The sequence below is a fragment of the Rhizobium sp. 01T444 genome, assembly GCF_056398305.1.
Genome location: NZ_JBFTPD010000021.1, coordinates 20,773 through 39,675, shown reverse-complemented (window position 1 = coordinate 39,675; position 18,903 = coordinate 20,773). Strand labels below are relative to the sequence as shown.

Here is an 18,903-nt window from a genome sequence, read left to right as displayed (position 1 = left end):
CCTTCCGACCGAGGCAAGGCTTGCCTCGAAGTTCGGGCATCTGTCAGGCCAATATCGCGGCTTAAAAGCAGACCCGGATTTGCCCGATGCCGCTCCTTCAAGTCGAGAATATCACCCGCAGTTTCGGGTCCACACGCGCGCTTTTCGGCGCGCATTTCTCTATCGAGCGGGGTGAGATCGTCGCGCTGATGGGAGCCAATGGCGCCGGCAAATCGACGCTGGTAAAGATAGTCTCCGGCGTGCTTGCGGCAGATGGCGGCACAATCAGCCTGAACGGCCGGCCCTTTTCGCCGAAAACACCATCCGAGGCGGCAAAGGCCGGCATCGTGACCGTGCATCAATCGACGGATCTTGTCGGACCGGCGGGGCTGACGGTTGCCGATGCCCTGCTGCTGCATCGCTTCGCAGAGGGCAGCACACCCTTCTTTCTCTCTCACGCAAGCGTGCGACGCGAAGCGCGCTCCGTGCTCGATACCGCCGGATTCTCGCTGCCGCTCGACCGGGATTTCGGCGATCTGACTGCCGCCGACCGGCAGCTGGTTGCGATCGCCCGCGCGCTTGCCAACAAGGCCGAGCTGCTGATCCTCGACGAACCGACRGCAAGCCTTTCGGCGGACGAGAGCCGACGCCTATTTGACATCCTGCTCACCTTGCGGGCGCAAGGCCTTGCCATCCTCTATATCTCTCACCGGACCGCCGACCTCGAAGCGATCGCCGACCGGGCACTCGTCATGCGCGGCGGCCGCATCGTCGGCAGCTTCAATCGCCCTATCGATTTTTCCAGCGCCATCGAAACGATGATCGGTCGCAGGCTCGAAGCGGCACGGCCGGATGCCCGCCCAGTGACGGGCTCAGCTGTTCTCGAGATGAACGGCATCCGGCTTCTGCCATCAAGCAAGCCCTTCGATCTGACCCTGCACGAAGGCGAGGTCGTTGCCATCACCGGCGTGCTCGGCGCCGGCAAAAGCCGCCTGCTCTCGGCGATCTTCGGCGTTCGAGACTTGGCCGATGGCACGATGCAACTCGATGGCAAGCCCTACCGGCCGAAATCGCCGGCTGAGGCGATTGCCGCAGGTGTCGCCATGGCGGCGGAGGACCGCCATCGCTCCTCGCTGATGCCGGCCGCGTGGCCCGGCAATTCGCTCGCGGCTACCATCAGCCTGCCGCATCTTGCCAAATGGTATCCGAGCGGCCTGCTATTCGGCGGCCGCGAGCGGCACGAGGCAGAGCAGGCCATTTCCCGGCTCAGCATCAAGGCCGCCGGTCCGCACGCTTCGATCTGGTCACTGTCGGGCGGCAATCAGCAGAAGACGGTCATCGCCCGCTGGGAAGCGGAGCCGAGCCGGCTGCTGTTGCTCGACGAGCCGTTCCAGGGGGTCGACGTCGGCGCCCGCCATGACATCATCCAGGCGATCCGGGCACGCACCGACCGCGCAACGCTGATCGCCACATCCGATCCCGAAGAGGCCTATGAGGTCGCCGATCGCATCCTGACGATCGACCACCACAGCTTGCTGCCTGATCTCGTCGACATCGCCTCTTCTTCAGCCCCACAGGAAATTTCCGCATGACGACCATCGACGAAGAGGCCCTGCCAAAGACCAGTGCGGTCCCTCAGAGCCATAATGAGGATAGCCGCGCTCTGGCACTCGGCAGCTTCTTGCGCGCCGGTGCGGTGTTCATCCTGCTCGGGCTGATGGTGATTGGCTTCACCATCGCCCAACCGGCCTTCATCAACATCGGCAACCTGATGAGTATCCTGCAGGCCGTATCGGTCGTTGCGATCCTCGGCGCCGGTGTGACGGTGACGCTTGCCGTCGGCGGCTTTGATCTCTCGATCGGTGCTGTCGCCGCCTCCAGCGTCATGGCCGCGAGCTATGCGATGATCGTCTGGCATCTCGATGTTTTTGCCACCGTGCCGCTCGTCCTTGCCTTCGGTGCCGCGGTCGGGCTCGTCAATGCCTTGCTCATCGTGCGCCTGCGCGTGCCCGATCTGCTGGCGACGCTTGCCATGATGTTCCTGCTGTCGGGCCTGCAACTCATCCCGACCGCCGGGCGATCGATTTCTGCCGGACTGGTCCTGCCCGACGGCTCCAAGGCGACCGGTGCCTATGATCCAGCTTTCTTGCTGATCGGCCGTTACAGCCTGTTTGCCACCCTGCCCGTTTCCGTCGTGCTGATGGCCGCCGTCGCCATCTTCCTTTTCGTGCTGACAGAGCGTACCCGCATCGGCCGACTGCTCTTTGCGACCGGCGGCAATGAGGTAGCGACGCGGCTTGCCGGCGCCTCCACCACCCGGCTGAAGACGCTTGCCTATGTCATCTCGGGAACCTTGGCCGCTCTTGGTGGCATCGTGATCGCCGCCCGTGTCGGGCGCGGCGATGTCTCCTCCGGCGGCTCGCTGCTGATGGACTCGGTCGCTGCCGCCCTCATCGGCTTTGCCGTCCTCAACCTGCGCCGCCCCAATGTGCTTGGCACCATTGCCGGCGCCGTCTTCGTCGGCGTGCTGCTCAATGGCCTGACGATGCTGAACGCACCCTATTACACGCAGGATTTCGTCAAGGGTGCCGTGCTCGTCGGAGCACTTGCCCTGACCTATGGGCTCGGCCGCAACAGCGATCGCTGAAGCCAGGCCTTAGCTTCAGAAAATTTCCTGCGACCGTGTGCTTTTGGAATAACGTACCTCTTATGAGCCTTAAATCTATATATTTTACAGACTATCAAATTGAGAGGGTATCGTTATGAATGAAGGACTTGGAGGCGGCTTCGGACGCCGTGAAATCTTGAAGCTCGCGGCTGTCGCCAGCGCGACCTTTGCAGGCGCCAGCATGCTGACCGCACCCGCCGCAAGGGCCGACGACGAGGGGCTTTCCCTGAAGGGCAAGCGCGTCGCCATCAGCGCCACCGGTACGGACCACTATTTCGATCTGCAGGTCTATAATGCCCAGATCGAAGAGGTGAAGCGGCTTGGCGGCGAACCGATCGCCGTTGATGCCGGCCGTAACGACGGCAAGCTGATCGCCCAGCTTCAGACGCTTGTCGCTCAGAAGCCGGATGCGATCGTCCAGATCCTCGGCACGCTCAGCGTCATCGATCCCTGGCTGAAGAAGGCCCGTGACGCCGGCATTCCTGTTCTGACCGTCGATGTCGGCTCAACCAATTCGATCAACAACACGACGTCGGACAATTGGGGCATTGGCAAGGATCTCGCCCTGCAGCTCGTCTCCGATATCGGCGGGGAAGGCAATATTGTCGTCTTCAACGGGTTCTACGGCGTGACACCCTGCGCGATCCGTTACGACCAGCTCGTCAACGTCATCAAGTATTTCCCGAAGGTGAAGATCATCCAGCCGGAACTGCGTGACGTCATCCCGAATACGGTTCAGGACGCCTTCACGCAGATCACCGCCATCCTCAACAAATATCCGGACAAGGGCTCGATCAAGGCCGTCTGGTCGGCCTGGGACATTCCGCAGCTCGGCGCCACGCAGGCGATCGCCGCCGCCGGCCGCAACGAGATCCGCACTTATGGCGTCGATGGAAGCCCGGAGGTTCTCCAGCTCGTTGCTGACAAGAACTCGCCGGCTGGCGCCGATGCCGCTCAGCAGCCCGCCGAAATCGGCCGTGTCGCAGTCCGCAACGTTGCCAAGCTGCTCGCCGGCCAGACGCTGCCGCGCGAGACCTATGTTCAGGCGCTGCTCGCCAACAAGGAAAACGTCTCCGAGATCATCAAGAAGCTCGGCATCGGCTGATATCAAGGCTGACCTTGCGGTTAGCGCCGCAAGGTCAGCATGTCCCTGGAAAGCGGCATCATGACTGAACCCGTCCCGGCGCAAGTGACCGACAGCAACGATGTCATCATTCGCTTCGATCACATCATCAAGCGTTTCGGCGGTGCCCAAGCGCTCGCCGACGCATCGCTCGCCATACGACGCGGCACCGTCCACGGCCTCGTCGGACAAAACGGCGCCGGCAAGTCGACGCTGATCAAGCTGCTTGCAGGGCTGCATGTCGCAGACGAGGGCACGATCGAAATCGAGGGTAAAGTCTACGATCGGCTGACACCGCATCTCAATGAAGAGCTCGGCATCCATTTCATCCATCAGGACAGGCTGCTGGTTCCGACATTCACCGTCGGCGAGGCTTTGTTCCTCGGCCGTGAAACGCGGCTTGCGAAAACTCCCTTCCTCGATCGCCGGGCGATGCAAAAGCGTGCCGGTGAGCTCCTAGCCAATTATTTCGGGATCACTCTGCCGAAGAACGCCCTTATAAGTGAATTATCGACCGCCGAAAGGCAGATCGTCCAGATCACCCGCGCACTGCTCCACCAGCCGAAAATACTCGTCTTCGACGAGCCGACCGCGGCCCTGGTGCGGCGCGAGGCCGAGATCCTCTTTCGCCTGATCCGCCGGCTGCGCGACGAAGGCGTGACCATCATCTACATCTCGCATTACCTCAACGAGATCGAAGAACTCTGCGATCACGTCACCGTGCTGCGAAACGGCCGGGATGTGGCTTCGTTGCCGATTGGCGAAACCTCGGCCAAGGCGATCGCCAGCCTGATGATCGAGCGTGACATCGCCGAAATGTTCCCCAAGCGCCAGGTCGACCTCGGCGAAACGATCCTGAACATCCGCGGGCTTTCAGCGCCCAACCGGTTTGACGATGTCAGTTTCAGCCTGCGACGTGGCGAGGTGCTCGGCATCACCGGTCTCCTCGGCTCCGGCGCCAAAGACCTGATCCGCACGCTCTTCGGTCTGGAACAGGCCGCGAGCGGCGAGATTGAAATCGAGGGTCGAGCAGCACAGCCGCGCAGCCCGGCAAGGGCCGTCGACCGTCGGCTTGCACTTGTTCCCGAGGATCGGCGCGGACACGGCGTCGGCCTCAATCTTAGCGTGGCCGAAAATGTCACGCTCCCGAGCCTTGACCGCTACAGCCGTTTCGGTTTCCTCAATCGCAGGCGTGAGCGCTCCGATACCGAGGACCTGATCAAGCGGCTGCAGATCAAGACGGCCGGGCGCGATGCGCTGGTCCGCACACTCTCGGGCGGCAATCAGCAGAAGGTGGCGATCGCCAAGTGGCTGAGCCGCCAGTCGGAAATCTACCTGCTGGATGAACCGACCGTCGGCGTCGATATCGGCTCGAAGGTCGAGATCTATGCGCTGATCGGCGAACTTGCGGCGCGTGGCGCCGGCGTCATCGTCCTCTCCTCCGACCTGCCGGAGCTCGTCGGCATCACGGACCGGATCCTGGTGTTTTTCCGCGGCCGGCTGATCCGAGAGCTAGACTCCTCCAAAACCACAACGGATGAAGTGCTGTCCATCTCGACCGGCGCTTCGGAAGGATTGCGCCATGTCGGTTGACGTTCACTTCGCGCCCCATCCCGCCGTTTCCTCCGACCCCGTGCCGCAAGCCAAGGGCGCAGCAGCCGTCGCGGTGCTCCGCTTCGGCTCGCTGCTTGCTTTCGCGGCCATCCTCGTCGTGTTCTCGTTGACCGCGCCCTACTTCCTGTCGGTCGGCAATATCGGCAATGTTCTCGGCCAGTCCGCCATTTCGGGCGTGCTGGCGATCGGCTTGACCGTAGTGCTGGTCGCGGGGGGCTCGAATGTCGTCACCGGCGGCATCGACCTGTCGCTGGCCGCCAATATGGGCCTGAGTGCTGCAGTCTATGCGACTTTGATCCAGCTCGGCTATGGCGACGCAACAGCGGTGGCTGCGGCCTTGCTGACCGGGCTTGCGATCGGCGCGGTCAACGCTGTCGCCGTCGTGCTCGCGGGCATCGTCCCGCTGCTAGCAACGCTCGCGGTAATGAATGTCGTCGCCGGTCTCGAACTCGTCCTAACGCAGAATACCGTCGTGCCCGCCTCGACCGATTTTCTGACAGTGGTTTCGGCTTCCGACAGTTTCGGCATTCCCATTCTCGCCTATGTGCTGATCGGGTTTACAGCAATTGCCACCGCGATAGTGCAATATACGCCAGTCGGTCTGAGGCTTTATGCCGTCGGCGAATTTCAGGATGCCGCGCGCGCCGCTGGCCTGCCGCTCAAGCGGCTGCTTGCCGGGGCCTTCATTGCCAGCGGGTTCTGCGGTGGTTTTGCCGGCATTCTCTCGGTTTCCTATCTCAGCGGCAGCACGACCGGTTCGGGCGAAGCGTTGCTGCCCATCGTCGTTATCGCATTGCTCGGCTCGGTCTTTTCGCGTCGGCTGGTGCCCACTGTTCCGGGAACACTGATATCAGCGCTATTCATCGGCTTCCTCACCAACGGCTTCCAGCTCCTGAACCTGCCGAGTACGCTCGTCAGCGGCGTGCAGGGGCTTCTCATTCTGATCGTCGTGTCGGCCACGACATTGCTGCGCAAGCGGGAGATCTGACATGACCGCCTCGACTTCAGCCGGCCGCTCGCTCGCCGGCCTCGCACGCTTTGGCCTGATCGTGGCGCTCATCGTGGTTTTCTCCGTCTTCTCGATCCTGGCGCCAACCTTCTTCACTCCCGGCAACCTGCAGAGCATTCTCGTCAACAATTTCACGCTGCTCGCCATCGTCTCGATCGCCATGACCTTCGCCGTCTCCGCAGGCGGCATCGATCTGTCGGTCGGCACGGCCGTCGATTTTGCAAGCTTCGCCTTCGTCTCCCTCGTTCTGGCGGGCCAGCCGGTGCCGCTCGCGCTGCTCGCCGGCCTTGCAGCCGGCGCACTGGTCGGCGCGTTCAATGCTGTTCTTGTGTCCGTGATCGGCGTTGCACCATTTCTGGCGACACTCGGCACCTTGTTTATAGGTCGTAGCATCCAGCAATTGCTGACCAATGGCGGAAATCCGGTCTATCTGCCGCCCTCGGGCGTGCCGGACGCCTTCCGCTTCGTCGGCAACGGCACGATCGCCAGTGTGCCCGTTCCGCTGGTGATCGCCGCGGTCGTCATTGCCGGTGCAGCAGCCGTGTTCGCCTGGACGCGTTTCGGGCGGGTGGTGGTCTCGATCGGTATTCAGCCAAGCGTCGTGCGCTATTCCGGCATCGGGCTTGGCGTCCCTGTGGCCGCCACCTTCATTCTCGCCGGGCTGATTGCCGCCGTTGCCGGCCTTATCCTGACGGCGACCGTGACCGTCTACATCCCCTCCTCCGGCAATGCGTTCCTGCTGAACGCCATCGGCGCCACCTTCATCGGCACGACGCTGTCGCCGCTCGGTCGGCCCAATGTGCTTGGCACCGTTCTCGGCGTCCTGCTCCTCAGCATCGTCGCCAACGGCCTGCTGCTGACGGGCCTGAACTTTTACTGGCAGCAGGTCGGTACCGGCACGCTCATCTTTGCCGTGCTCGCCTTCAGCTTCATCAACAGAAAAACCGTCGGCGCCTGAACCGCACCTCGCCGACCGATGTAGGAAGAATAAAATGACCCGTGAAATCAGGCTCAACGCCTTCGATATGAATTGCGTCGGACACCAGTCGCCAGGGCTTTGGCGGCATCCGCGCGACAAGTCCTGGACCTATAAGGACCTCGACTACTGGGTGCATCTGGCAAAGACGCTGGAGCGCGGCAAGTTCGACGGTCTCTTCATCGCCGATGTGCTCGGTGTCTATGACGTCCTGAACGGCAACGTCGATGCAGCACTTCGCCATTCGGCGCAGGTGCCGGTCAACGATCCGCTGCAACTCATCCCGACCATGGCCTATGAGACCGAGCATCTCGGCTTCGGCCTGACGGCTTCGCTTTCCTTTGAACACCCCTATACATTCGCCCGGCGAATCTCGACGCTCGACCACCTGACCAAGGGCCGCGTCGGCTGGAACATCGTCACGTCTTATCTCAACAGCGGCGCGCTCAATATCGGCCAGCCGGCACAGACCAACCATGACGACCGCTATGATCTCGCCGACGAATATCTCGAGGTCTGCTACAAGCTCTGGGAAGGAAGCTGGGAGGCCGATGCTGTCGTGCGCGACCGCGAAAGCGGCATCTTTACCCATCCGGAAAAGGTCCATCCGATCAACCATTCGGGAAAGTATTTTAACGTTCCCGGCATTCACCTGAGCGAGCCCTCGCCGCAGCGCACGCCCGTTCTCTATCAGGCTGGCGCTTCCAGCCGCGGCAAGGATTTTGCCGGCGCACATGCCGAATGCATCTTCGTGGCTGCGCCCTCCAAGACGGTTCTGAAGCGCTATGTCGCCAATGTCCGCCAGGCCGCCGAACGGCTGGGACGTAACCCGCGCGAAATGCTTGCCTTCAACCTGCAGACCGTGGTGCTCGGCGAAACGGATGCCGAGGCGCAGCGCAAATTCAACGAATATCGCAAGTACGCTTCCTTCGAGGGGGCGCTGACGCTGATATCCGGTTGGACGGGCATCGATTTCGGCCAGTTCGGCCCGGACGAGGTGCTGCGCCACCGCCATACGAATGCCGTGCAGTCGGCTGTCGAGACCTTCACGACCATCGACCCGAGCAAGGAATGGACTGTGCGCGAAATGGCCGATTGGGTCGGCGTCGGCGGTTTCGGCCCGGTCTTCGTCGGCTCGCCATCGACGGTCGCCGATCTGATGCAGGAATGGGTCGAGGACACCGATGTCGACGGCTTCAATCTTGCCTATGCGGTGACGCCCGAGAGCTTCGAAGATACCGTCGATCTGCTGGTGCCGGAACTGCAGAAGCGCGGCGTCTACAAGACCGAATACCGGCAGGGTACACTGCGCGAAAAGCTCGGCGCTGCGGGGCCGAGGCTGGTTGCGCCCCATCCGGGAGCTGCCTATCGCAACCTTGGCGCGGAAGCGCTGCGGCTTGCTGTCGGCGGCCGCTGAAAAATAATGGCTGGGTGACAAAAAATATCTCGCCTGGCCATCCTGTTCGAATTTAATTCCTGTCACACTTACGGTTTCAGCTCGAATATAGATCATTGAATTTTTAAGGGATCAGGAGGGGGCATGACTATTGCGGATATCTCTCGGCGTGGCCTGCTGAAGGGCACGGCGCTGCTGCTCGGAACAACGGCGCTGTCGCGCATTGCGCTGGCGCAGGCAGTGCCGGCTGGCGGGCGTCTGATCGTTGCAGCCGACTCCGAGCCGAAGAACCTCAATCCTGCCATCGTCGCCTCGAACGGCGTTTTCTTCATTTCAAGCAAGGTGATCGAACCGTTGGCGGAAGCCTCCTATGAAGGTTCGGATGGTCTCGCACCGCGTCTTGCAACGTCATGGGAAGGCTCGCCGGACGGGCTCTCCGTGACCTTCAAGCTGCGCGAAAACGCCACTTGGCACGACGGCAAGCCCTTCACCTCGGCCGACGTTGCCTTCTCGGCGCTCAACGTGTGGAAGCCGCTCCAGAACCTCGGGCGCCTGGTCTTTGCCAATCTGCAGGCTGTCGATACGCCCAACGATCATACGGCGATCTTCCGCTTCTCGAAGCCGACGCCGTTCCAGCTCATCCGCAATGCGCTTCCGGCTGTCACCAGCGTCGTTCCCAAGCATATTTTCGAAGGCACCGATATCGCCACCAATCCGGCCAACAATGCACTCGTTGGCACCGGACCTTTCAAATTCGCCGAATACAAGCCTGGCGAATATTACCGGCTGACACGCAACGAAAATTACTGGCAGAAGGGCGAGCCGAAGCTCAACGAAATCGTCTACCGCGTGTTGCCGGACCGTGAATCGGCCGGGGCCGCGCTCGAAGCAGAAGAGATCCATCTCGCCGCCTTCTCGGCCGTGCCGCTTGCCGATCTCGACCGCATCTCCAAGGTCGATGGCATCAAGGTGATTTCCAAGGGCTATGAGGCGCTAACCTATCAGCTTGTCGTCGAGATCAATCATCGCCGCAAGGAGCTGTCAGATCTAAGAGTTCGTCAGGCGATTGCCCATGCGATCGACAAGAAGTTTGTCGTCGATACGATCTTTCTCGGCTATGCGACAGAATCCACCGGCCCCGTTCCGAAGAATTCGAAAGAATTCTACACCGCCGATGTCGCCAACTACAATTTCGACGTGAAGGCGGCAAACGAGCTGCTGGACCAGGGCGGCTATACCAAAGGCGCTGACGGCAATCGGTTCCAACTCAAGCTGCGCCCTGCACCCTATTTCAACGAGACACGCCAGTTCGGCGATTATCTGCGCCAGGCGCTTGCTGCCATCGGTATCGATGCCGTCATCGTCAATGCCGATGCGGCCGCCCACCAGAAGGCCGTCTATACCGACCACGACTTCGACATCGCCGTCGGCCCGCCGGTCTTCCGCGGTGATCCGGCAATTTCCACGACGATCCTCGTGCAGTCCGGAACACCTGACGGTGTGCCCTTCTCCAACCAGGGCGGTTATGTCAGCGCCGAGCTCGACAAGATCATCAAGCAGGCGTCCGAGACCGTTGATACGGCCGCACGCACCGACCTCTATTACAAGTTCCAGCAGCTTGTGGTGGCCGAGCTGCCATTGATCAACGTCGCCGAATGGGGCTTCATCACGGTCGCCCGAGACACCGTGCTGAATGTGTCCGACAATCCGCGCTGGGCAGTTTCGAACTGGGGCGATACCGCGCTGCAATCGTGATAGGGTCGAAGGCGCAATTGCTGCAGGGGCCTCGTCCGGCGTGAAACGTGCACTTCTCCTCCTGAGACGCAGGGTCATCAGCAGCATTCCGGTGCTGCTGATCGTCGTGATCTTCAGTTTTTTCCTGCTGGAATCCGCCTCCGGCGATGCGGTCGATGCCTATCTTGGTTCGATCGGCGGTGGTGACGCCGCCCTTATAAATTCGCTGCGGCAGAGCTACGGCCTCGATCAATCGGTCTTTGCCCGCCTCTGGCTCTATCTGTCGTCACTTGCCCGCCTCGATCTCGGCTGGTCGGTGGCCTTCAACCGGCCGGTGCGGGATCTGATTGTCGAGCGGCTGCCGAACACGCTGCTTTTGATGGGAAGTGCCACGGCACTTTCCTTCGGGCTTGGTTCGACACTCGGCATTCTGGCTGGCGCAAGGCCCGGCAGCGTGCGGGATCGCTTCCTCTCGATCGGCTCGCTCGTCATCTACGCCATTCCGAGCTTCTGGCTGGGATTGGTGCTCAGCATCTTCTTTTCGGTCAAGCTACGCTGGCTGCCAATTGCTGGCATCGAAACCATTGCCTCGGGCAAGACAGGCCTCGCGCGTGCGCTCGATATCGCGGAGCACCTGGCCCTCCCGGTTGGCGCACTTGCCTTCATCTATCTCGCGCTGTTCCTGCGCGTCATGCGCTCGGGTATGGAAGAAGCTTGGAAGCTCGATTTCGTGCTCTTTGCCCGGGCCAAAGGCCTGTCGCGCAGCCGTATCGTGCTTCGCCATGTGGCACGCAATGCGCTTCTGCCGCTTGTTACCATGCTCGGCCTGCAATCCGCGGCTATGCTCGGCGGCAGTGTGGTGATCGAGAGCGTTTTTGCCATTCCGGGCTTCGGCCGACTGGCCCAGGAAGCCGTCAACGGTCGTGACGCGCCATTGCTGATGGGCATTATCCTTTCCAGCGCTGTTCTCGTCATCTGCGTTAATTTCATTGTCGATCTGGTCTATGCGACGCTCGATCCGCGCATCGGCGCATCTGGGGGCCGGGCATGACACTGCTGCGTCGTCTTCCTCAAACTCCGGAAGGTGGGATCGGGCTTGCAATCCTTTCAGCTTTGCTCGTCGCCGGCCTGTTGGCGCCGGTCATCTCGCCAGGAGATCCACTACGAATTGCTGGCCGGGCGCTCCTTACGCCGTTCACCGATCCGAGGCTGCCGCTCGGCACCGATAGGCTGGGGCGCGACGTGCTCGCCGGCCTGCTCTACGGTGCGCGCACCTCGCTCGCCGTCGGTATCGCCGCTGCCCTGTCCGCCATGGTGCTTGGGCTCTTTGTCGGCATGGCTGCCGGATTTGCCGGTGGTGTCATCGATGAAGCACTGATGCGCGTCGTCGATGCTTTCCAGATCGTTCCGGGCTTCCTGCTGGCGCTCGCCTTTGTCAGCATCATCGGCGTCTCGACGCCGGTCATCGTCTTCGCCATTGCGCTCGGAACCTGGGCCGATCCTGCGCGGCTGACGCGCGCGCAAGTGCTGTCCATCCGCGAACGGGATTATGTGGCTGCCGCACACGTGATCGGCATGCACCCGGCTGAGATCGCCTTCAAGGAAATCCTGCCGAATGCGCTGCCTCCGGTTCTGGCCCTGTCCGCCACTATTGTCGCAGGCGCGATCCTCACTGAAGCCGCCCTTTCCTTCCTCGGTCTCGGCAATCCCAATCTCGCCACCTGGGGATCAATGATCGCTGAGGGCCGCAGCGTGTTGCGCTCGGCCGCCTACCTTTCCGTGCTGCCCGGCCTCGCGCTGGCAATAACGGTGCTCGGAGTGCATCTCTTTAGCGAGGGGCTGAGCAAGGCGCTTGGCAATGAGGAGGGATTGCGATGAGTGATCTCTTCTGCAGCGTGAGAGGGCTTTCCGTCCATTACGAGCGCGATGCGGCTCTGGAATCCATCGACCTCGATGTCCTCAGAGGTGAAAGGCTGGCCCTCATCGGCGAAAGCGGCTCCGGCAAAAGCACATTTGCCCGAGCGCTTGCCGGACTTTTGCCGAAGAGCGCCAGGATCAGAGGCAACATAACATGGCCGGCGCTTGGTCATGCGCCGCTTCCCGGTCGCGATTTCGGTTTCGTCTTTCAGGACCCCGGCACCAGCCTCAATCCGGTGCTGACCATCGGCGAGCAGGTTGCCGAAGCGGCCCGACGGCACCTGGGGTTAGACTGGCGGCGAGCCTATGCCCGTGCCGAAGAGCTTCTCGAGCGGGTGCGCATACCACAGCCCGCGAGCGCCATGCGCGCCTTTCCGCATCAGCTTTCCGGCGGCCAAAGGCAGCGTGTGGCAATTGCGGCTGCGATTGCCGCCAAGCCAACCTTGCTGATCGCCGATGAGCCGACCAGCGCGCTCGACGTCGTTGTTCAGGCCGAGATCGTCAGCCTTCTCGACGGGCTGGTGCGCGAAGAAGGTATGACCCTGCTCTTCATCACCCATGATATCGCGCTTGCCTCCGGTTTCGCCGATCGCATCGCCGTCTTCCGGAATGGAGAACTGGTCGAGGCCGGCCCTATCAGATCGGTCCTGTCGTCGCCGGCCGATGGCTATACCGCGGCCCTCATCGCAAGCCATCGCGATCTGTCCACGCCGCCCTTGATTGCCGAGGCAGCGTCATGAGCGGGCTTCTGACTGTTGAGGCTCTATCCAAGGCCTATTCCTCCACCGGCCGACAGGTTGCCGCTCTCGACAATGTTTCACTGACGATTGCAGCCGGCGAAACCCTGGGCTTGGTTGGAGCGTCGGGCAGTGGAAAATCGACGTTGTCGCGCGTCCTTCTGCGACTGCTGGAGCCCGATTCCGGCTTCATCCGATTCGAAGGGCAAGATTGGCGCGCGCTTCGAGGCGCCGAACTGCGGCGCCGGCGCGCGCATATGCAGATGGTGTTTCAGGACCCACTCGGCGCCTTCAATCCGCTGTCCTCCGTCGCCTCGGTTCTCGACGACCCGCTGCGGATCCACGCCATCGCGAACAGGAAACAGCGGCCGGCCGAAATCGCTACCCTGCTGGAGCGCGTCGGCTTGCCCTCGACCTTTGCCTCCCGCCCTGTTCGCACACTCTCGGGCGGGCAACGACAGCGCGTTGCCATTGCCCGTGCCATCGCGACGCGGCCGTCTCTGCTAGTGCTGGATGAAGCCGTTTCCGCGCTCGACGTGACCATTCGCGGCCGCATCCTCGAATTGCTGGTCGAGTTGCAGCGCGAGCGTGGCCTTGCCTATCTCTTCATATCCCATGACCTCGCGGTGGTGCGCGCGGTTTCGCATCGTATCGCGGTCATGGATGCGGGCCGAATCGTTGAGGAGGGACCGGCAGCGGATATCGTCAATGCCCCGCGATCCGATGCAGCGCGCCGGCTCGTCGCGGCTGTGCCGCGCCTTGTAACCGAACCCGTTTGAAGGAGTTTCCCATGACCGAAGTCGCCTGGAACCCGTTCTATGGTGCGCCGGTCTATCCGGCCGAACGTTACACCGCCCTCGCCCGCCGCATCGGCGCGATCCTGAAGACGGACAACGACGTTTTGCTGGTGCAGGCCGAGGCGGTGGTGGCGCTCGAAGCCGTTGCGACCAGCCTTGCCAGACCTGGCTTTTCCGCGCTGAACGTCGTCACCAGCGCCTACGGCGGCTGGTTTGGACAATGGCTGCGGCGCGGCGGTACTCACGTCGTCGATGTCATCGCTCAGCCCGGCCTGCCTATCGAGGCCAGAGCAATCGCCGCCGCGCTGGATGCAAATCCCGATGTCAACGTACTGGCCCTCGTCCACGCGGAATCGGCAAGCGGTATCCTCAATCCATTGCCCGAGATCGCTGCTCTCGCAAAGGCGCGAGGCATTGTGACGGTAGTCGATGCCGTTGCCTCCGTCGGCGGCCATGCGCTCGATGTCGACGCGTTGGGCATCGATATCGCCGTGATCGGCCCACAGAAAGCACTCGGCGGGCCGGCCGGCGTTTCCGCGCTGTCAGTCAGCCAGCATGCCTGGGAACTGGCCCTCTATGAYGGTGCGCCGCGTGATTCCATCCTGTCGCTGGCCGACCTGAAGGCTTGGGTGGATGCCGGCCGCGGCGCGTTGCCGGGAACGCCGGCACCGCTGGAATTCTTTGCACTGGAAGCGGCCCTCGACCGGGTCGAGGCGGAAGGCCTCGGGCAGGTCGTCGCCCGCCATGAAAGAGCAGCTTCGGCGAGCCGGGCCGGACTTGCAGCGCTGGGCGCCAACCTTTGGGTGCCGGCCGAACAGGCATCGAACCTCGTGACAACGGTCTCCTTACCGTCAGGAATTAAACCCACCTCTGTGGTTGGTTTTGCGGCGGGGTTGGGCGTCGAACTGACGCCGGGTGTCGGGACAGGCTCGTCGCACCTCATGCGTATCAACCACACAGGGGCACGGGCAACCTTCCAGACCGTGCTCGCAAATGTCGTGGCCTATGGTGCCGCGCTTCGGCAGGCCGGCTTCCCGGCGAATATCGGCGCCGCATCGGAAGCTGTCGCGAAGATCTATAGCAGCTGATCGCTCAGTACCAGGAATTCGGCGTCGGCTGCCAGAAGAAGAGTTCTTCCTCCCGCAGGCTACGCAGACGGCTTTCGGAATCCTCTTCCGTCGCGTGGACAGATGTTTCGAACACCGGTTGGTCACGGTCTCGGAAAAGCTTCGCAAAGAAAGTTTTGAATGCCGCAAACATACGTCACCTCCTGGAAAACCGAGCCACGATTTTCGCACGGATCGCTGGGCCAGGGAACATTGTCTACAAAATTAGTATTCTAATTTGCACTGTTGTGCCGCATGCAGATGCCACGGGAAGACTGGCGCACGAAAAAGGCTTTGTTCGGTAAAGAGGGGCCGCGGCCGCGAGATCAAGCCTAATCTTCCACCGACCCTTGAGAATCGAACCTTTCCGATGCACGAAGAAGCCGAGACGAATAGGTCGAGGATGATGGAATGACCGATACAGGCGGACTTCGGATAGAGTTTGAAGGCCATTCGCCCCTGCTGAAGTGGCACCGGCTGCGCCGGCGTATGGCCGACCCGCTGTTTTCGGCCGAGGTGATGGCCGAAGGCTTCAAGGCCGGCGCTTCGATGGAGCTCGACCTGCGGGTGCGCGCCGATGGTGGTTTCGTCGTGCTGCATGATAAGGAGCTGGAAGGCGAGACGACCGGGCGCGGTCTCATTGCCCAAAAGAGCCTTGCGGATCTGCGCGACCTGCGCATGAAGGACGGCAATCGTCCGCTCCTCTACAGCGAGGATCTGGCAGCCATGCTGCAATCGGCCCATCCGGACGCGCTGCTGCAGTTCGATATGAAAGACGATTACGAGGCGATCGGCGAAAAGGGCATCGCCCATCTTGCAGAACACCTGCAGCAGATTTCCGCCTCCGTCATCGTCAGCGCTGGAAGTCCGGAGCTAATCCTGGCCGTCAAGGACAAGCTGCCGCATCTGCGCCGCGGCATCGACCCCACCAACAAACTCGGCGATATCGCCAAAGCCGAAGGCTGGAAAGCGGTCGAAAAGGAACTGCTTGCAGATCTGCGCGGCCCGACGGAGCCGGAAACAATCTACCTTTACTGGCCGATGTTGCTCGATGCCGCAAAGGCCGGCCTCGACATGATCGCGCTCTGCCACAGCGAGGCCAAGCTGGTCGACGCCTGGACCTTCACACTGAAAGATCCCGACGGCGGCTTCAGCGATGCGGAGTGGACGAACTTCTCGGCACTGGTCACTTTGAAGCCGGATCAGATCACCACGGACGAAGCCCTGGCGACCGAGCGGGCGTGGCTGAAGCGCATGGCGGGCTGATCAGCCCGCCAGACCTTCGAACTCGACGAGGAAGGCGAATTCTTCTGCCAGTCCAGGCGAATGGGCGATAACAGGACCGCCATCCTCCAGCAGCGTATCGACAGGTGGAATGGCGACCTTCGCACCGGCCTCCGAGGCGATCAGCGCGCCAGCCAGCATATCCCAGGCATTCAGGTGCCGTTCGTAGAAGAGGTCTGAAACACCTTCCGCCACGCGCACGAGATCGACTGCGGCTGCACCCATGCGGCGATAATCCATGCCGCGCTCGTAGAGCCGCTTGGAGAGCGCCGCATAGTCGTCAAAGCTCGTCTTGCGCGAATGGCCGAGCACGACGATCGCATTGGCAGGATCGGTCGTCGGAGCAGCGTGGATCGGCTGGCTCTCCTTGAAGGCGCCACGGCCGCGGATCGCGGAGAAAACCTGGTCGTTGGCCGCATCATAGACCACGCCGATCTCCACCTTGCCACCAACGACGAAGGCGATGGAGACGCCCCAGTGACGAAAGCCTCTGATATAATTTGTCGTGCCGTCGATCGGATCGACGACCCAGGTGCCGGCAGAGCCGGACTCGCCGCCGGTTTCCTCGCCCATGAATGTGTCGTCTGGAAAGCGCACCAGCAGCCCTTCGCGGATCGACTGTTCTGCCTGCCTGTCTGCGACGGTAACGAAATCCTGCAATCCCTTGTTTTCGACATGCAGCGTGCCTGGGTGTCCTTCACGCCTGAAGCGCGCAGCCTCGCGTCCAACCTTGCGGGCCACGTCGATTGCGACCTCCGCCCGCGCGGTTAGAGCAGAGGCATCGAATGCGGAATTCATCAAGCAGTCCTTCTTTTAATCAGCGTCACGGGGGTAAATTCGACGCGGGCGGTCATATCCGGTTCGGACATGCGGGTCATCAGCAGATCGACCGTTTGTTCGGCCTGGAAATCGCAGGGCTGGCGGATGGTCGTAAGGTCATAGGCAGACCAGCTGGCCTGCGGAATGTCATCATGGCCGATGATGCGTAGCGGCGGCTCATCGTCGCGGCCAAGCCCCTTCATGATGCGGTCGATCACGCCGCAGGCCATGTAGTCGTTGGCGCAGAACAGACCGTCAATACCGAGCGAAACAAGATCGGCGGCCGCGTCGTGGCCGCTCTTATAGTCGTTGATTTTCAATTCGATCATGCGCGGCTCGAGGCCGAGTTGCCGACAGGCCGTCATGAAGGCTTCACCGCGCCGCCTTGCCGTATAGGAGATAGCGGGCGCCGCCATGACCGCCGGCGCCCTGACGCCGCTTTCGATCAGATGCGTGGCAGCGAGATGGCCTGCCATGCGATCATCGGAAATGATGCGGTCGACGAAGGGAATATCGTCGCCCTTGTTGATCAGCACGATCGGCACACCTTCGGCTGCGCATTGCTCGCAGATCTCCGTCGGCGGCGCGTCCGATGTGACGATGACGCCGGAGACGGCATAGTGCAGAAGCTGGCCGATGACGGTCGAGGTGTCCGCCTCCTTCGAGGTCGGCAACAGGATCGGGCGAAAATTGCGGGCGATCAGCACCCGCGCCAGATGCTCGATCTGCAGCGTGCGGAACGGGTTATCGAGGCCGGCGGCGACAAGGCCGACGAGATCGGAACGCTTGTTGGTGAGGCTGCGAGCCAGATAGTTCACCCGGTAGCCGAGATCCTTGGCCGCCTGATAGACCTTCTCGCGCGTCTTCGGCGAAACACTGGCATCCGGGGTGAAAGCGCGCGAAACGGCAGCGCGCGAGACGCCCGCCACACGTGCCACGTCGAAGGACGTGACCTTCCTCGGTCCCTTGTTATCCTTGTCTGCCATGCTTCTCATCCCTGGCGGCCGGGCGCATCAGATCGGGCAGGTCCGTACAGATGCCGAGTACCGGAAGCTTCATGATGTCGGACAAAATGGCCGGCCGTTCCTCGTGCCACAGCACGATTTCACGGCTTTCGCCGAAGGCTCGCCGCATCAGCTCTCCTGTGACCAGATCCTGCGGGCGCTCGCCGGCCCTTTCCCAGCAAAGGTGCAGGATATCGGCGCCGGCTTCATCGCCAGCTGCGTGCGGATCGTGGCCAACACGGACCAGTACCGAGAGCGGGTAATCGCAGCCCGCATCGCGAAGCTCACGCACTTGCGCGGTATCGAAAGAGCCGAGGCAGGCAAAGCGCTGGTTTTTCTCAATAAGATGCTTCCAGCACCGAAGCCCCGTGCCCGGCGCCTTGAGCTCGATATAGAGGCCTGTATTGGTCCGCCGTCCAAGGGCTGCGACCGCCTCGAAGGTCGGAACGTTGACGCCTTCGAGAGCAGCAAGCTCGGCCGCCGTCATCTCGGAAATTCGGCGGTCGATACCGAAGACGCGCTCGAGATGATCGTCGTGGGAAACGACAACCACACCATCTTTGGTGAGTTGCGTGTCGAGCTCCCACATTTCCGCGCCGAGTTCGGCAGCGCGCTGGAAGGCTTCGAGGGTATTCTCCCGCTCATGGCCACTTGCACCGCGATGGCCGATGCAGAAAGGCAGATATCCCTTGTTCGAGGGCCAATCATAACGTTCGAAAAAAGACGAGAAGTCACGCATC

The 18,903-nt window shown here is 61.9% G+C and carries 18 protein-coding genes; 14 read left to right on the top strand and 4 right to left on the bottom strand.

Features of this window, described 5'->3' with window-relative positions; all coding sequences use genetic code 11:
- The first annotated feature begins 86 nt into the window (after positions 1-86).
- The 13 genes from AC1DTN_RS24935 to AC1DTN_RS24875 all read left to right on the top strand — a co-directional run bounded on the left by AC1DTN_RS24935 (position 87) and on the right by AC1DTN_RS24875 (position 15,038).
- Positions 87-1,571, top strand: a complete 1,485-nt coding sequence (locus AC1DTN_RS24935) for a sugar ABC transporter ATP-binding protein (RefSeq protein ID WP_442207350.1) — start codon at positions 87-89, stop codon at positions 1,569-1,571.
- Positions 1,568-2,626, top strand: coding sequence for an ABC transporter permease (locus AC1DTN_RS24930; protein ID WP_442207349.1), 1,059 nt, complete (start codon positions 1,568-1,570; stop codon positions 2,624-2,626). Before AC1DTN_RS24935 ends, AC1DTN_RS24930 begins: the two co-directional genes overlap by 4 nt.
- Before the next feature lie 115 nt (positions 2,627-2,741).
- Positions 2,742-3,752, top strand: coding sequence for a sugar ABC transporter substrate-binding protein (locus tag AC1DTN_RS24925; RefSeq protein WP_439018164.1), 1,011 nt, complete (start codon positions 2,742-2,744; stop codon positions 3,750-3,752).
- A 60-nt stretch (positions 3,753-3,812) separates the two neighbouring features.
- Entirely contained in the window at positions 3,813-5,363 is a 1,551-nt protein-coding gene (locus tag AC1DTN_RS24920) for a sugar ABC transporter ATP-binding protein (protein ID WP_439018165.1), read from the top strand.
- On the top strand, positions 5,353-6,372 hold the full coding sequence (locus AC1DTN_RS24915) for an ABC transporter permease (RefSeq protein WP_442207348.1): 1,020 nt from the start codon (positions 5,353-5,355) through the stop codon (positions 6,370-6,372). The genes AC1DTN_RS24920 and AC1DTN_RS24915 overlap by 11 nt, the downstream gene beginning before the upstream one ends.
- 1 nt (position 6,373) lies before the next feature.
- On the top strand, positions 6,374-7,351 hold the full coding sequence (locus AC1DTN_RS24910) for an ABC transporter permease (protein ID WP_439018167.1): 978 nt from the start codon (positions 6,374-6,376) through the stop codon (positions 7,349-7,351).
- 34 nt (positions 7,352-7,385) lie between these two features.
- Positions 7,386-8,786 carry an LLM class flavin-dependent oxidoreductase gene (locus AC1DTN_RS24905; protein ID WP_439018168.1) on the top strand — a complete coding sequence of 467 codons (1,401 nt, stop codon included), beginning with the start codon at positions 7,386-7,388 and terminating at the stop codon, positions 8,784-8,786.
- A gap of 123 nt (positions 8,787-8,909) precedes the next feature.
- A complete protein-coding gene (locus AC1DTN_RS24900) occupies positions 8,910-10,520 on the top strand; it encodes an ABC transporter substrate-binding protein (protein WP_439018169.1) in 1,611 nt (536 codons plus the stop codon).
- Positions 10,521-10,560: 40 nt separating this feature from the next.
- The gene (locus tag AC1DTN_RS24895) at positions 10,561-11,550 is read left to right on the top strand and encodes an ABC transporter permease (protein WP_439018170.1); all 990 of its coding nucleotides are present in this window, start codon (positions 10,561-10,563) and stop codon (positions 11,548-11,550) included.
- On the top strand, positions 11,547-12,377 hold the full coding sequence (locus AC1DTN_RS24890) for an ABC transporter permease (RefSeq protein ID WP_439018171.1): 831 nt from the start codon (positions 11,547-11,549) through the stop codon (positions 12,375-12,377). The genes AC1DTN_RS24895 and AC1DTN_RS24890 overlap by 4 nt, the downstream gene beginning before the upstream one ends.
- Positions 12,374-13,156 carry an ABC transporter ATP-binding protein gene (locus AC1DTN_RS24885; protein ID WP_439018172.1) on the top strand — a complete coding sequence of 261 codons (783 nt, stop codon included), beginning with the start codon at positions 12,374-12,376 and terminating at the stop codon, positions 13,154-13,156. Before AC1DTN_RS24890 ends, AC1DTN_RS24885 begins: the two co-directional genes overlap by 4 nt.
- The gene (locus tag AC1DTN_RS24880) at positions 13,153-13,932 is read left to right on the top strand and encodes an ABC transporter ATP-binding protein (protein WP_439018173.1); all 780 of its coding nucleotides are present in this window, start codon (positions 13,153-13,155) and stop codon (positions 13,930-13,932) included. Before AC1DTN_RS24885 ends, AC1DTN_RS24880 begins: the two co-directional genes overlap by 4 nt.
- Positions 13,933-13,943: 11 nt before the next feature.
- Positions 13,944-15,038 carry a pyridoxal-phosphate-dependent aminotransferase family protein gene (locus AC1DTN_RS24875; RefSeq protein WP_439018174.1) on the top strand — a complete coding sequence of 365 codons (1,095 nt, stop codon included), beginning with the start codon at positions 13,944-13,946 and terminating at the stop codon, positions 15,036-15,038.
- Positions 15,039-15,042: 4 nt separating this feature from the next.
- Here AC1DTN_RS24875 and AC1DTN_RS24870 read toward each other — a convergent pair whose 3' ends face one another.
- Positions 15,043-15,210, bottom strand: a complete 168-nt coding sequence (locus AC1DTN_RS24870; protein WP_439018175.1) for a hypothetical protein — start codon at positions 15,208-15,210, stop codon at positions 15,043-15,045.
- 257 nt (positions 15,211-15,467) lie between these two features.
- On the opposite strand from AC1DTN_RS24870, the gene AC1DTN_RS24865 reads away from it, so the two are divergent.
- A complete protein-coding gene (locus AC1DTN_RS24865) occupies positions 15,468-16,322 on the top strand; it encodes a glycerophosphodiester phosphodiesterase (RefSeq protein ID WP_439018176.1) in 855 nt (284 codons plus the stop codon).
- Here the strand turns inward: AC1DTN_RS24865 and AC1DTN_RS24860 are convergent, their stop codons facing one another.
- From AC1DTN_RS24860 to AC1DTN_RS24850, 3 genes are read right to left on the bottom strand one after another with little or no spacing between them, the layout of a single operon-like run.
- A complete protein-coding gene (locus tag AC1DTN_RS24860; protein ID WP_113319588.1) occupies positions 16,323-17,138 on the bottom strand; it encodes an inositol monophosphatase family protein in 816 nt (271 codons plus the stop codon).
- Complete coding sequence (locus tag AC1DTN_RS24855; RefSeq protein WP_439018177.1) at positions 17,138-18,145, bottom strand: LacI family DNA-binding transcriptional regulator; 1,008 nt, start codon at positions 18,143-18,145, stop codon at positions 17,138-17,140. Before AC1DTN_RS24855 ends, AC1DTN_RS24860 begins: the two co-directional genes overlap by 1 nt.
- The gene (locus AC1DTN_RS24850) at positions 18,129-18,902 is read right to left on the bottom strand and encodes a glycerophosphodiester phosphodiesterase (protein ID WP_439018178.1); all 774 of its coding nucleotides are present in this window, start codon (positions 18,900-18,902) and stop codon (positions 18,129-18,131) included. The genes AC1DTN_RS24855 and AC1DTN_RS24850 overlap by 17 nt, the downstream gene beginning before the upstream one ends.
- Position 18,903 lies beyond the last annotated feature (1 nt).